This is a genomic window from Pseudomonas sp. P4795 (assembly GCF_048822895.1).
GTDB lineage: Bacteria > Pseudomonadota > Gammaproteobacteria > Pseudomonadales > Pseudomonadaceae > Aquipseudomonas.
On sequence record NZ_JBMFBT010000010.1, the window covers coordinates 26,556 to 40,794 of the forward strand.

Sequence of the window (14,239 nt, forward strand, 5' to 3'; positions counted from 1 at the left end):
AAAAGTTGGCACGCCCCCTGCTATATGTTTGGTACAAGAACAATAACAAGCAATGCACAAGACAATAAAAATAAGACGAATCGACTCACGCACAATAAAAACAAGACGGCGAGAGGCGCAGCTAACTGATTCTTTTGGAGAGGCGTTGTATTTGGGGCTTGCCCCACGACCAGGCCGAGAACAACAAAAACTGTCCTAAGACAGAGCCTGTACTGGTTGGATCGAGAGATCACTGCAATTCAGCGACCAAAGCAATCCGTTTGCTCTTGGCTCCCGATTGGGAGGGCCATGAAGCAAAAGCTTCATGGCAAGGGCACTCAACAAAAACAAGAAGCCCGAATCAATAATAAAAAGAGCACGCAACTACTTCTTGGGGAGCTTCGGCTCCCCTTGTAGTTTCTCCTCCGCGATAAAATCTCCCCTCCCAGACGACTCGACGCCTTTAGCCTGCGGTCTGCAGCTCGAATCAGCCATGCCCTACACCATCCCTCGACTAAATGCTAGAATCCCGGCCCATCATGCGGTCATTCTTTGGTCTGGCCGAACATTCCTTCAAACAGTGCATCCCATGCTGAAGAAGTTGTTCCAGTCATTCCGAACTCCCGTTCGTCGTACACAACACATCCGTAGCACGCCTGAAGTTCTCAACAGCGGGCAACACTCGCTGCAAAAGGGCCAGTTCAGCCGTTACGCGGTCAATATCGTCGAACGTCTGCAAGGCGCCGGCTACCAGGCCTATCTGGTTGGCGGTTGCGTGCGCGACATGCTTTTGGGTATCACACCCAAAGACTTCGACGTCGCCACCAGTGCCACCCCCGAGCAAGTACGTGCCGAATTCCGCAATGCGCGGATCATCGGTCGGCGCTTCAAACTGGTGCATATCCACTTCGGTCGCGAAATCATTGAAGTCGCGACCTTCCGCGCCAATCACCCGGTCAACGATGACGACGAAGACAGCAATCAGTCTTCGCGTAACGAGAGTGGGCGGATTCTGCGCGACAACGTTTACGGCACTCTGGAAGAGGACGCGCAACGCCGCGACTTCACCATCAACGCCCTGTATTACGATCCGGTCAGTGAGCGCATCCTCGATTACGCCAACGGCGTACACGACATTCGCAATCACCTGATTCGTCTGATCGGCGACCCGAAGCAGCGCTACCAGGAAGATCCGGTTCGCATGCTGCGCGCCGTGCGTTTCGCCGCCAAACTCAACTTTGGTATCGAAAAACACACCGTGCAACCGATCCGTGAACTGGCGCCGATGCTGCGTGAGATTCCGTCGGCGCGGCTATTCGAAGAAGTGCTCAAGTTGTTCCTCTCCGGCCACGCGGCGATCACCTTCGAAATGCTGGTCGATCTGCAACTGTTTGCGCCGTTGTTCCCGGCCAGTGCCGACGCGCTGGAACACAACCCGGAATACACCCACACGCTGATCAGCGAAGCACTGAGCAACACCGATCTGCGGATCAAGCAGAACAAACCGGTAACCCCGGCGTTCTTGTTTGCTGCAATGCTCTGGCCTGCCCTGCCGGCTCGCGTATTGCGTCTGCAGGAGCGCGGCATGCCGCCGATTCCGGCGATGCAGGAAGCGGCGCACGAGTTGATCGCCGAGCAGTGCCAACGAATTGCGATTCCGAAACGTTTCACCATGCCGATCCGCGAGATCTGGGACATGCAGGAACGCTTGCCGCGTCGCAGTGGCAAACGCGCCGACCTGTTGCTGGACAATCCGCGCTTCCGTGCCGGCTACGACTTCCTGCTGCTGCGCGAAAGCGCCGGTGAGCAGACCGATGGCTTGGGCGAATGGTGGACCGATTATCAGGACGCCAATGACAGCGAACGTCGCGACATGATCCGCGACCTCAGCGGCAAGGGCGATGACGCCAGCGGCGCACCACGCAAGCGTCGCCGTAGCAGCGGCTCCAAGCGCAAACGCGCCGGCGCACCGAGCGCTACAGGCGAATAACGCATGGAACGTGTCTACATCGGCATGGGCAGCAATCTGGCTGACCCCGCCGAACAATTGCGCAGCGCGCTCGACGCGCTGGGGCAATTGCCGGATACCGAGCTGATCGGTGTTTCGGCCTTCTATCAGAGCGACTCACTGCTGCCGGGCCAACCGCGTTACACCAACGCGGTCGCTGCGCTCGACAGCAGGCTCGCGCCGCTGGATCTGCTGGATGCCTTGCAAGCCATCGAAAACGATCAGGGCCGTGAACGCCTGGAGCGTTGGGGGCCGAGGACGCTGGACCTGGACATTCTGTTGTTCGGTGATCGATTGATCGACGAGCCGCGCTTGAAAGTGCCGCATTATCAGATTCAGGAGCGGGCGTTTGTGTTGTATCCGTTGGCAGAGCTGGCCCCACAGGATCTGCGCCTGCCCGACGGCCGCTCCCTACCCGATCTTCTAGCAGCCTGCCCGTTCGTCGGCCTGGAACGCCTCTCCCAGCCCTAACCACAATCCCCCCGTGAAATGGGGCCTGTGTGGCGAGGGGATTTATCCCCGTTGGACTGCGCAGCAGTCCCCAACTGTCTTTGAACAAATCAAAAGGCGGGCCGCTTCGCGACCCAACGGGGATAAATCCCCTCGCCACAGGTGCCCCGCCAACGCTTGGGATTTGTAGGACAAAATCTCTGCAAATCAGCCCCGCCGCCCCGCTGAATCGCATCAGTAACGCCGGTAACACTCCCCTCGTAACAACGCGGTAACACACGCAATTGACTTCCTGATGTCTCCTCACGACTATAGGCGTCCCGCTGCCGCCAACCCGGCACATACGGGCGCAATCCAGGCCTTATAAGCACGACATAAAGAGCGTGCGCCTGAGTTAATGAAGAATCACGCGCGTTACTCGCAGTAGTTTCCAGAGCGCCTGAACGAGGATTTTTTACATGCCAGCCATCACCCTGACCACGCTCCAGAGTCTCAAGCAGAAAGGTGAGAAGATCACCATGCTGACCTGCTACGACGCGACCTTCGCCCATGCCTGCAACGAGGCCGGTGTCGAAGTGCTGCTGGTGGGCGACTCCCTAGGCATGGTTCTGCAGGGTCACGATAGCACCCTGCCGGTGACCACTGCGGAAATGGCCTACCACGTTGCCAGCGTCAAACGCGGCAACAGCGATGCATTGATCCTGGCCGACCTGCCGTTCATGGCCAACGCCACCCTCGAACAAACCATGCTCAACAGCGCCACGCTGATGCAGGCCGGCGCGCACATGGTCAAAGTCGAAGGCGCACTGTGGCTGGCCGAGTCGATCCGCTTGCTGGCCGAGCGCGGCATTCCGGTCTGCGCGCACATGGGCCTGACCCCGCAAGCGGTGAACATTCTCGGCGGCTATAAAGTGCAGGGTCGCAACGAGAACCAGGCGCGGCAGATGCGCGCCGATGCAATTTCGCTGGAGCAGGCTGGCGCGGCAATGCTGCTGCTCGAATGCGTGCCGAGCGAATTGGCGGCAGAAATCAGCCAAGCGGTGAAGATCCCGGTGATCGGCATCGGCGCTGGCAGCGCCACTGATGGCCAGGTATTAGTGCTGCACGACATGCTTGGCCTGTCGATCACCGGTCGTGTACCGAAATTCGTGAAGAACTTCATGCTCGAGCAGGACACCATTCAAGCCGCGCTGAAGGCTTACGTCAGCGAAGTCAAAAGCGTCACTTTCCCTGGGATCGAACACGGATTCTCTGCATGAACACCGTTAAAACCGTACGCGAACTGCGCGCCGCTGTAGCCCGCGCCCGCAGTGAAGGCAAGCGCATCGGCTTCGTGCCGACCATGGGCAACCTGCACAGCGGCCACGTCGCGCTCGTGACCAAAGCCACGCAACGTGTGGATTTCGTGGTTGCGAGCATTTTCGTCAACCCGCTGCAATTCGGCGCTGGCGAAGACCTCGACAAGTACCCGCGCACGCTCGCGGCGGATCAGGAAAAACTTCTCGAAGCCGGCTGCTCGCTGCTGTTCGCCCCCACCGTTGAGGAGATGTATCCCGACGGTATGGCCGGACAGACCCGCGTCAGCGTGCCGCAACTCTCCGAAGGCCTGTGCGGCGCCAGTCGTCCGGGGCATTTCGAAGGTGTGGCAACGGTGGTCAGCAAGCTGTTCAACATGGTCCAGCCGGATCTGGCGATCTTCGGCCAGAAGGATTTCCAGCAACTGGCGGTGATTCGCGCGCTGGTGCACGACCTGAACATGCCGATCCAGATCATCGGCGAGCCGACCGTGCGTGCTGCCGATGGCCTGGCGCTGTCGTCGCGCAACGGTTTCCTCAGCGACGAGCAACGTGCCGTGGCCCCGGTGGTCTATCGCACGTTGAGCGCCATTGCCGAATCGATCAAGCAAGGCGAGCGCGATTTCCCGGCGTTGATCCACGCGCAACAGCAACAGCTGGAAGCGGCTGGACTGCGCCCGGATTACCTGGAAATTCGCCACGCCCTGACCTTGCGTCCGGCGACGGCTGAGGATCGTGATCTGGTGATTCTGGTCGCCGCGTTCCTCGGCACTACGCGTTTGATCGACAACTTGCACCTGAATCTCGACACGCCAGCCTGACCGTTGGTCAGTCTTTCGCTGCCAGCGATGTTAGAAAAGTACCGGAAACAGGTCAGAAGAAGTCAAGACAGATGGCGGCGCGAGGTTTACTGTATTCGCCCTGCGCCACGTAATCGTCTCGACGCAGTTGGCGCCTCGCCCAAACATGGCGGGGCCGCCTGATCCGTGTATATAAGGCCGTTCAAGTAAAAAGGAAAATCGCAGCGATGGCGTACTACCGCACTCCTCACGACGTTACCGCTCTGCCCGCCTGGCAAGCGTTGAAAGATCACCGCCAAGCCATGCAGGATTTCAGCATGCGCGAAGCCTTCAACGCCGATCCGCAGCGCTTCAATCAATTCACCCTCAGCAGCTGCGGCCTGTTTCTCGATTATTCGAAGAATTTGATCAACGCCGAGACCCGCAACCTGCTGGTGGGTCTGGCCAATGAAGTCGATTTGAAAGGCGCGATCAAAGCGCTGTTCGACGGCGAAATCGTCAACTCCTCCGAAGGCCGCCCGGCGCTGCATACAGCCCTGCGCCGTCCGGTAGGCGACAAGTTGTCGGTCAACGGCGTCAACGTGATGCCTGAAGTGCACAAGGTGCTGAACCAGATCACCGATCTCGTGGGCCGCATCCACGATGGTCTGTGGCGCGGTTACACCGAGAAACCGATCACCGACGTGGTCAACATCGGTATCGGTGGCTCGTTCCTCGGCCCGGAGCTGGTGTCCGAAGCGTTGCTGTCCTACGCGCAGAAAGGCGTGCGTTGCCATTATCTGGCGAACATCGACGGCAGCGAGTTCCACGAACTGACGCAGAAACTGCGCGCCGAAACCACGCTGTTCATCGTTTCGTCGAAGTCGTTCAACACCCTCGAAACCCTGAAAAACGCCCAGGCCGCGCGCGCGTGGTATCTGGCTCAGGGTGGTTCGGAAGCCGAGCTGTATCGTCACTTCATCGCTGTATCGAGCAACAACGCTGCGGCTGTGGCGTTCGGTATCCGCGAAGAAAACATCTTCCCGATGTGGGACTGGGTTGGCGGTCGTTACTCGCTGTGGTCGGCTATCGGTTTGCCGATTGCCTTGGCCATCGGCATGTCCAACTTCAAGGAACTGCTGTCCGGTGCCTACACCATGGACCAGCATTTCCAGAGCGCGCCGTTCGAACAGAACATGCCGGTGCTGCTGGCCCTGCTCGGTGTGTGGTACGGCAACTTCTGGGGCGCGCAGAGCCACGCGATCCTGCCGTACGACCACTACCTGCGTAACATCACCAAGCACTTGCAACAGCTGGACATGGAATCCAACGGCAAGAGCGTGCGTCAGGACGGCACCCCGGTGTCGACCGATACTGGCCCGGTGATCTGGGGCGGCGTCGGCTGCAACGGTCAACACGCTTACCACCAGTTGCTGCACCAAGGCACCCAGCTGATTCCGGCTGACTTCATCGTGCCGATCGTCAGCTTCAACCCGGTGTCTGATCACCATCAGTGGCTGTACGCCAACTGCCTGTCGCAGAGCCAGGCGCTGATGCTCGGCAAAACCTTGCCGGAAGCTCAAGCCGAGCTGCGCGACAAAGGCATGAGCGAAGAAGACGTGCAGCGCATCGCGCCGCAAAAGGTGATCCCGGGCAACCGTCCGAGCAACACCCTGGTGGTCGAACGCATCAGCCCGCGTCGTCTCGGCGCCCTAGTGGCAATGTATGAACATAAAGTGTTCGTGCAAAGCGTGGTCTGGGGCATCAACGCCTTCGACCAGTGGGGCGTGGAGCTGGGCAAAGAACTGGGCAAAGGCGTCTACAACCGCCTGGTCGGCAGCGAAGAATCGGTTGCTGAAGACCCGTCTACTCAAGGTCTGATCAACTACTTCCGTGGTCGTCATCGCGGGTGATTTGTTGCTGTGTGGCTGGCTTGAGTAAATGAATGATGAAGAGAGCCCCTGATATTCAGGGGCTTTTTTTGGTCTGAAGTTTGTGGTGACCGGGAGATCGTTTCCCCCTCACCCCAGCCCTCTCCCCCCAAAGGGGGAGAGGGGAAAGGGAGCGGATCTCGGTTGTTTTCAGAGCCTGAGTTCGACTCAATATTGCAGGTCGGCGTATAACGCATGACACCTCGGTCAGTCCCCTCTCCCTCCGGGCGGTCCGACGTTTCGGGAGGGCTAGGGTGAGGGGCTCTTGGCTCTGCTGCAGCGCTTGAACCCTTTCCTTCATCGGCGCATCTTTATTCTTCGCAAAACAAGAATAAGGAACCGTCATGTTCGATATCAGCACGTTCCCGCAAGCCGATGCCGTCCGCCGGGCTGCGCAATTGAGTCAGGACGACTACCGGCGTCTGTACCGCCAATCGATCGAGCACCCCACTGAATTCTGGGCCGAGCAGGCCACGCGGTTTCTCGACTGGAGCAAACCTTGGAAAACCGTCCAGCGCTATGACCTGAAAACCGGTGAAGCCGCATGGTTTGCCGGGGGCAAGCTGAACGTCAGCTACAACTGCATCGACCGCCACCTCGAACAGCGCGGCGATCAGACTGCCTTCATCTGGGAAGGCGACGACCCCGCCGAATCGGCGCAGATCACTTACAAGAAATTGCATCACCACGTCTGCCGCCTGGCCAATGTGCTGAAAAGCCGTGGCGTGAAGAAAGGCGACCGGGTGTGCATCTACATGCCGATGATTCCCGAAGCCGCCTACGCCATGCTCGCCTGCGCGCGAATCGGGGCGATTCATTCGGTGGTGTTCGGCGGTTTCTCTCCGGACTCGTTGCGCGACCGCATCCTCGATGCCGACTGCCGCACCGTGATCACCGCTGACCAAGGCGTGCGCGGCGGCAAATTTGTGCCACTGAAACAGAATGTCGACAAGGCCCTACAGAATTGCCCGGACGTCAGCACCGTGGTGGTAGTCGAGCGCACGCAAGGCGAGGTTGATTGGGTCGAGGGCCGCGACCTCTGGTATCACCAGGCCGTGCGCGATGTCAGCGACGACTGTCCGCCGGAACCGATGGACGCCGAAGACCCGCTGTTCATCCTCTACACCTCCGGCAGCACCGGCAAACCCAAAGGCGTGCTGCACACCACCGGCGGCTACTTGCTGCAAGCGGCGATGACTTTCAAGTACGTACTCGATTACCGCGACGGTGAAGTGTTCTGGTGCACCGCCGACGTCGGCTGGGTCACCGGCCACAGCTACATCGTTTACGGGCCGCTGGCGAATGGCGCAACCTCGCTGATCTTCGAAGGCGTGCCGAGTTATCCGAGCAGCTCGCGTTTCTGGCAGGTGATCGACAAACACAAGGTCAACATTTTCTACACCGCGCCGACTGCCCTGCGCGCGCTGATGCGTGAGGGCGCCGGGCCGTTGCAGGAAACTTCCCGGCAGAGCCTCAGATTACTCGGCAGCGTCGGTGAGCCGATCAACCCGGAAGCTTGGGAATGGTATTTCAACGTGGTCGGCGAGCAGCGTTGCCCGATTGTCGATACATGGTGGCAGACCGAAACCGGCGGCATCATGCTAAGCCCGCTGGTCAGCGCGCAACGGATCAAACCGGGCTGCGCGACTCAGCCGATGTTCGGCGTGCAACCGGTGTTGCTCGATGAACAGGGCAAGGAAATCAAAGGCGCCGGTAGCGGCGTACTGGCGATCAAGTCCAGTTGGCCGGCGCAGATCCGCAGCGTCTACGGTGATCCGCAGCGCATGGTCGATACCTATTTCAAACCCTACCCCGGCTACTACTTCACCGGTGACGGCGCACGCCGCGACGAGGATGGCGATTACTGGATCACCGGGCGCATCGACGACGTGATCAATGTCTCCGGCCACCGCATCGGCACCGCCGAAGTGGAAAGCGCGCTGGTGCTGCACGACAGCATCGCCGAGGCCGCCGTGGTCGGTTACCCGCACGACGTCAAAGGTCAGGGCATCTATGCCTTCGTTACACCCATGAACGGCGCCGAGCCGAATGACGCCTTGAAAAAACAACTGCTCGAACACGTCAGCAAGGAAATCGGCAGCTTCGCCAAACCGGATCTGATCCAGTGGGCGCCGGCCTTGCCGAAAACCCGTTCAGGCAAGATCATGCGGCGGATTCTGCGCAAGATCGCCTGCAATGAACTCGACAGCCTGGGCGACACTTCGACCCTGGCCGATCCGAGCGTGGTTCAAGGGCTGATCGACACGCGCTTCAACCAGTAAACTACGTGGCGCGGTCATCCGGCCGCGCCCGCCCTTCACCAATGAGTGGTCATGGAATTCATCCGCAGCCGTATCGAAAACCAACTCATGAGCCTGACCGGTCTGTCCCTCGGTCAGCTCGATCTGGAAAACCCCAAGGGTGATCCGGGCCTGTTCGGTCCGGACTCGATCAGTTGGCAAGTGCACGGCGACTTCAGCAGCATGTTGATTGGCGGTATCAGTGCCTTGCTGCTGCAAGCCTTGCATCCGCTGGCATTGGCCGGGGTCTGGGATCACTCGAATTTTCGTCAGGACATGCTCGGGCGTTTGCGCCGCACCAGTCAGTTCGTATCCGGCACCACGTTCGGCTCGCGCCGCGACGCCGACTGGCTGATCGAGAAAGTCCGCACCATTCACCTGCAAGTGGTCGGCACTGCGCCAGACGGCCGCGCGTATGCGGCAAGCGATCCGGATCTGCTGACCTGGGTGCATGTGGCTGAAGTCAGCAACTTTCTCGCCGCTCATTTGCGCTATCGCAACCCGCAGTTGTCGCTGACGGATCAGGATTGCTATTACGCGGAGATTGCCGTCATCGCCGAACGCCTGGGTGCGCGCGATGTGCCGAAATCCCGCCAGGAAGTCGCCGACTATCTGCAACGCATGCGCCCGCAATTGCTGTGCGACGAACGCAGTCGCGAAGTGCTGCGGCTGTTGCTCGATGCGCCGGCGCCGAGCCGGATGGTGCGGCCGTTTGGCGACTTGATGATGAAGGCCGGCATCGACCTCTTGCCGGACTGGGCCAGCGACATGCTCGATGTGCGCCAGAACCCGTTGCAGCGGCAACTGATCCGCGCCAGCGTCAAGCGCAGTGCGCCAATGCTGCGCTGGGCCATGCGCAATGGTTCGGTGCAGCGGGCCAAGCGGCGGATGGGGCTGAGCTGAGGCGCAGTAACTGTTAAACTCCCGCGCCCCGATTCCCACCAGCAAGGCGCAAGCATGTCTTCCCTGAATCAGGCGCTGCGCGCCGCCCTCGACCAACGCCAGGAACTGCTCGCCGAGCTGCACAGTCAGGGCACTGACTGCTATCGGTTGTTCCATGGCAGCCAGGAAGGCGCCGGTGGCCTGACCATCGACCGCTACGGCCCGCAATTGCTGGTACAAAGTTTCCACCAGACGCTGGAGCTCGCCGACCTGCTGCAACTCCACGCCACGGTGAATGAAACCCTCGGGCTGCAAACCCTGCTGGTTTACAACGACCGCTCGCGTGGCAATTCGCGCATCGACCGTGAAGACAGCGTCTACCGCGCCGAAGATGCCGCACTGGTGGATATGGTCGGGCACGAATGGGGCTTGAACTACCGCGTGCGCGGACGGCATGCCGGGCAGGATCCGTTGCTGTTCCTTGATCTGCGCAATACGCGCGGCTGGGTCAAGGACCACGCCAAAGGCAAAAGCGTACTCAACCTGTTTGCCTACACCTGCGGCGTTGGCCTGAGCGCTGCGGCCGGCGGCGCCAGCGAAGTGTGCAACCTGGATTTCGCCGAGGGTAATCTGGCGGTCGGCCGTGAAAACGGTCTGCTCAACCAGCAACTGCCGAGCATGCAATTCGTGCAGTCCGACTACTTCCCGGCGATTCGCCAACTGGCCGGCCTGCCGATAAGCCAGCGCCGCGGGCAGAAGCTGCCGAGCTATCCGCGCCTCGAACAGCGCCAATATGATCTGGTGCTGCTCGACCCACCGGCCTGGGCCAAGAGCGCGTTCGGCACCGTCGATTTGCTGCGCGACTATCAAAGCCTGCTCAAACCCGCCCTGCTGAGCACCGCCGACAACGGCGTGCTGATTTGCTGCAACAATCTGGCGAAAGTCAGCATGGACGATTGGCGCGATCAGGTGCTGCGCTGCGCGGAGAAGGCCGGGCGCCCGGTGCGTGAGTGCAGCGTGATGACGCCGGGTCGCGACTTCCCCTCGCTGGATCAGCAGCCGCCGCTGAAAACCCTGATCCTGCAGCTCTGAGGCAGATCCCGGAACTTTGCGACCGAACAATCTGAACAATCCTGTCTACCGTCGGGTACTTCGGAACCGGAATGGCGTGCCATACTCCAAGGCACTCCGATTCAGACAGATGAAGCCGCACATGCCCAAAGGATTGATTCGCGCGATTGGCGCACTGTTGACCGCTCTGGCCCTCTACAGCCTGCTGGGGTTTCTGATTTTGCCGGGCATTGCACTACGGGTGGCCAACCAGCAATTGGCCAACTACGCCACGGTGCCCGCGCACATCCAGCGCATCGAACTCAACCCGTTCAGCCTTGAGGTCACCCTGTGGGGCTTGGTCATCGGCGAGCCGGGCAAGGAACAGGTCGGCTTCGAACGCTTGTACGCCAACCTGCAACTCGACAGCCTGTGGACCAAAGCGCTGCACCTGTCCGATATCGAACTGGATAAACCCAAGACCGAAATCCTGTTCGCCAAAGACGGCAAGCTCAACCTGCTGGGGCTGTTCAAGATCCCGGCGAGCGAGCCGACGCCGGTTGACCCGAACGCCAAACCGTTCCCGCTGCGCATCGAGCGCATCAAGCTGGCCAGCGGCAACGTGCATTTCCAGGACGCGCGTCCGAGCGAACCGATCGAATTTCTCTACGACAAACTCGACTTCGAGCTGAAAAACCTCAGCACCCTGCCCGATGACAACGCCGACATGACGCTGGTCGCCGCCGGCCCCGCTGGCGGCCAGATCGACTGGACCGGCAATTTCAGCCTGATCCCGATCGCCTCCGAAGGTAAGTTGAAAATCACCGACGGCCAGATGAAAGTCTGGTGGCCGTACGTTCGCGACTCGCTGCCGCTGGTGCTGGAAAACGGCGTGCTGAACCTGAGCACCGACTACAAGCTCAACCTGTCGAAACAAACCGAACTGCTGCTGAGCAATGTCGCGGTCAGCGTCGCGCCGTTTGCGATCAAGGCGCCGGATGGTCGGCAGTTGGCGAAGCTTGAGCGCCTCGACATCAGTGAAACCACGATCGATCTGGCCAAGCAGCAAGTGGTGGTCGGCAAGATCCGCAGCCAGAAACTCGAAACCTGGGCTGCGCTGGAGGCCGACGGCCAACTCGACTGGCAGAAACTGTTCGCCAGCCAGCCGTCGAAGCCTGCCGCCAAAGCCGCCGCCGAACCCAAGAGCACGCCAGCCGCCGCCGACTCGCCGAAGCCCGAGCCAACGGCACCGGGCAAACCGTGGCAAGTGCTGCTCAAGGACGTGCAACTGCGCAATTACCAAGTGCACCTCGCCGACCGCAAGGCACAGCCGCCGGTGGCGCTGGAAGTCGGTCCGCTGAACGTCGATCTGCAGAATTTCGACAGCCTCAATGGCTCGCCTTTCAACCTCAAGCTCGATACGGGCCTGGGCAAGCAAGGCAAGATCAGCGCCGACGGCGTGGTCAATCTGGCGCCAGTGACGGCTCAGCTCAATGTGAAAACCCAGGACATCGACCTGCGTGTCGCCCAGTCCTACATCAACCCGTTCATCAAACTCGAACTGCGCAGCGGCATGCTAGGCAGTGACTTGAAGGTCAATCTGAAAAGCACCGATCCGCTGGCACTCAGCGTCACCGGCCGCGCGCAGATCGATCAACTGCACACCCTCGACACCCTGAAAACCCGTGACTTCCTCAAGTGGCAGCAAGTAGTGCTCGAAGGTTTGAATTATCAGCACGGCGACAGCCTGTCGATCGATAAGGTCAACCTGTTCCAGCCCTATGTGCGGTTCATGATCAACGACGATCGCACCACCAACATCGACGATCTGCTGATCCCGCAGCCTGCGGATTCCGGAGCAAAACCGGCGACAGCGAAAACCGCCAACAACGAAAAACCACTGGGCATCCGTATCGGTGGAGTCGCAATCAATGACGGCTCGGCGAACTTTGCCGACTTCAGCCTGACGCCGAATTTCGCCACTGCGGTTCAGCAGCTCAACGGCCAGATCGGCACCATCGACAGCCGCCAGGTGAAACCGGCCACTGTCGATATCAAAGGCAAGGTTGACCGTTATGCGCCGGTGACCATCAAAGGTGCGGTGAACCCGTTCGACCCGATGGCCAGCCTCGACATCACCACCAGTTTCAAACGGGTAGAGCTGACCACGTTGACGCCCTACTCCGGCAAATTCGCCGGGTATCGCATCCGCAAGGGCCGGCTCAATCTCGATCTGCATTACCTGATCACCAAGGGTCAGCTCAAGGCCGAAAACAAAGTGGTGGTCGAGCAACTGCAACTGGGCGAGAGAGTCGACAGCCCGGATGCCGTGAGCCTGCCGCTGAAACTTGCAGTCGCCTTGCTCAAGGACGTCGATGGCAAGATTTCCATCGAGCTGCCGGTCACGGGTGACCTGAACAACCCGCAGTTCAGCGTGATGCCGATTGTCTGGCAGACCCTGCGCAACCTGATCGTCAAAGCTGCCGCCGCACCGTTCAAGATGATTGGCGGGCTGGTCAGTGGTGGCGGTTCGCAAGACCTCGGCACCGTCTCGTTTGCACCGGGTTCAAGTGACCTGAGCAAAGACGCCGAAGCGGCGCTGGTGAAGCTCTCGCAAGCACTGAAGGAACGTCCGGCCCTGCGTCTGGAAATTGAAGGCACCGCAGCGAAAAGCAGCGATGGCCCCTTGCTCGCCGAACAGCGTCTGGAACGCGAATACCAGTACAACTATTACAAAATGCTCCAGCGCCGTGGCGACAAGGTACCGGCGCAGGCTTCGTTGATCGAGGTGCCGGACGGCGAGAAAGGTCCGCTGCTCGAAGGTATCTACCGCACTCGCCTGAAAACCCAGCCTCCGGCCGAATGGAAGGACCTGGGCAAGGAAGAACGTACCGCCAAAATGCGCGCCGGGATCATCGAGTTCTGGAGTTCCAGCGAAGTATTGCTGCGCCAACTCGGCCAGGATCGCGCCAGCAGCATCAAAGACTATCTGGTCGACAAAGGCCAGTTGGCGGACGATCGCGTGTACTTCATCGACACCACTCTCGGCGAAGCTGAAAGCGACGGTCGGGTGGTCACGCAAATGCATCTGGATGCCGAGTGATGAATTGCAAATGGTTGGCTGCAATGGCGCTGACACTGGCTACAGGCGAGGCGTCGGCGTCAGATACCTTGCGTTGCGGCAGTCAACTGGTCAGCCTCGGCGACCGCTCCAGTGAAGTGCTGCAGAAATGCGGGGAGCCGGTCAGCCGCGATCCGCTTGGCTACAAGCGCAGTGTCAATCGGCGCGAGGAGTTTCAGGTCGAGGAATGGACCTACGGCCCGAACAACGGCATGTACCAATACTTGCGCTTCGAAGGTAATCGTCTGCGACAGATCAACAGCAAACGCGGAAACTGAAAAAAGCTCGCAGGCTGCGAGCTTTTTTGTTTCGCCAATAGAACAGGCCCCGACACAAGTGTCAGGGCCTGCAATGACCACATTCCATGTGGCCGTTCGCATGAACTCTAAAGGTGCGACAGACGTATTGCTCGGCCCGGCTGTCGCGTCTTCTCCCGGTTCAGGC

Annotated in this window: 10 protein-coding genes; all 10 read left to right on the forward strand. The window is 60.0% G+C overall.

Going from position 1 to position 14,239, the window contains the following annotated elements; translation table 11 throughout:
* Positions 1-568 precede the first annotated feature (568 nt).
* The 10 genes from ACOI8A_RS24275 (at position 569) to ACOI8A_RS24320 (ending at position 14,073) form a co-directional block, all read left to right on the forward strand.
* Positions 569-1,969 carry a polynucleotide adenylyltransferase PcnB gene (locus ACOI8A_RS24275; protein WP_420648407.1) on the forward strand — a complete coding sequence of 467 codons (1,401 nt, stop codon included), beginning with the start codon at positions 569-571 and terminating at the stop codon, positions 1,967-1,969.
* A 3-nt stretch (positions 1,970-1,972) separates the two neighbouring features.
* Positions 1,973-2,458: a 2-amino-4-hydroxy-6-hydroxymethyldihydropteridine diphosphokinase gene (gene folK / locus ACOI8A_RS24280; RefSeq protein ID WP_420648408.1), complete on the forward strand. Its 486-nt coding sequence runs from the start codon at positions 1,973-1,975 to the stop codon at positions 2,456-2,458.
* Between the two features lie 437 nt (positions 2,459-2,895).
* Positions 2,896-3,696 (forward strand): 3-methyl-2-oxobutanoate hydroxymethyltransferase, encoded by an 801-nt coding sequence (panB, locus tag ACOI8A_RS24285; protein WP_420648409.1) that lies wholly within the window; start codon positions 2,896-2,898, stop codon positions 3,694-3,696.
* Positions 3,693-4,553, forward strand: coding sequence for a pantoate--beta-alanine ligase (gene panC, locus ACOI8A_RS24290; RefSeq protein WP_420648410.1), 861 nt, complete (start codon positions 3,693-3,695; stop codon positions 4,551-4,553). Before panB ends, panC begins: the two co-directional genes overlap by 4 nt.
* Before the next feature lie 206 nt (positions 4,554-4,759).
* Entirely contained in the window at positions 4,760-6,424 is a 1,665-nt protein-coding gene (pgi, locus tag ACOI8A_RS24295; RefSeq protein WP_420648411.1) for a glucose-6-phosphate isomerase, read from the forward strand.
* A gap of 362 nt (positions 6,425-6,786) precedes the next feature.
* A complete protein-coding gene (gene acs, locus ACOI8A_RS24300; RefSeq protein WP_420648412.1) occupies positions 6,787-8,724 on the forward strand; it encodes an acetate--CoA ligase in 1,938 nt (645 codons plus the stop codon).
* Positions 8,725-8,775: 51 nt separating this feature from the next.
* On the forward strand, positions 8,776-9,645 hold the full coding sequence (locus tag ACOI8A_RS24305; RefSeq protein WP_420648413.1) for an oxygenase MpaB family protein: 870 nt from the start codon (positions 8,776-8,778) through the stop codon (positions 9,643-9,645).
* Between the two features lie 54 nt (positions 9,646-9,699).
* A complete protein-coding gene (locus ACOI8A_RS24310) occupies positions 9,700-10,716 on the forward strand; it encodes a class I SAM-dependent rRNA methyltransferase (RefSeq protein ID WP_420648414.1) in 1,017 nt (338 codons plus the stop codon).
* A 109-nt stretch (positions 10,717-10,825) separates the two neighbouring features.
* Positions 10,826-13,777, forward strand: a complete 2,952-nt coding sequence (locus ACOI8A_RS24315) for a DUF748 domain-containing protein (RefSeq protein WP_420648415.1) — start codon at positions 10,826-10,828, stop codon at positions 13,775-13,777.
* The gene (locus tag ACOI8A_RS24320) at positions 13,777-14,073 is read left to right on the forward strand and encodes a DUF2845 domain-containing protein (protein WP_420648416.1); all 297 of its coding nucleotides are present in this window, start codon (positions 13,777-13,779) and stop codon (positions 14,071-14,073) included. The genes ACOI8A_RS24315 and ACOI8A_RS24320 overlap by 1 nt, the downstream gene beginning before the upstream one ends.
* The last annotated feature ends 166 nt before the right edge of the window (positions 14,074-14,239 follow it).

Bases quoted from the DNA above. Each gene is read 5' to 3' on its own strand.
- folK (WP_420648408.1), top strand. From the start codon at position 1,973: ATGGAACGTGTCTACATCGGCATGGGCAGCAATCTGGCTGACCCCGCC.
- pgi (WP_420648411.1), top strand. From the start codon at position 4,760: ATGGCGTACTACCGCACTCCTCACGACGTTACCGCTCTGCCCGCCTGG.
- acs (WP_420648412.1), top strand. From the start codon at position 6,787: ATGTTCGATATCAGCACGTTCCCGCAAGCCGATGCCGTCCGCCGGGCT.
- ACOI8A_RS24305 (WP_420648413.1), top strand. From the start codon at position 8,776: ATGGAATTCATCCGCAGCCGTATCGAAAACCAACTCATGAGCCTGACC.
- ACOI8A_RS24320 (WP_420648416.1), top strand. From the start codon at position 13,777: ATGAATTGCAAATGGTTGGCTGCAATGGCGCTGACACTGGCTACAGGC.
- ACOI8A_RS24315 (WP_420648415.1), top strand. From the start codon at position 10,826: ATGAAGCCGCACATGCCCAAAGGATTGATTCGCGCGATTGGCGCACTG.
- ACOI8A_RS24275 (WP_420648407.1), top strand. From the start codon at position 569: ATGCTGAAGAAGTTGTTCCAGTCATTCCGAACTCCCGTTCGTCGTACA.
- panB (WP_420648409.1), top strand. From the start codon at position 2,896: ATGCCAGCCATCACCCTGACCACGCTCCAGAGTCTCAAGCAGAAAGGT.
- panC (WP_420648410.1), top strand. From the start codon at position 3,693: ATGAACACCGTTAAAACCGTACGCGAACTGCGCGCCGCTGTAGCCCGC.
- ACOI8A_RS24310 (WP_420648414.1), top strand. From the start codon at position 9,700: ATGTCTTCCCTGAATCAGGCGCTGCGCGCCGCCCTCGACCAACGCCAG.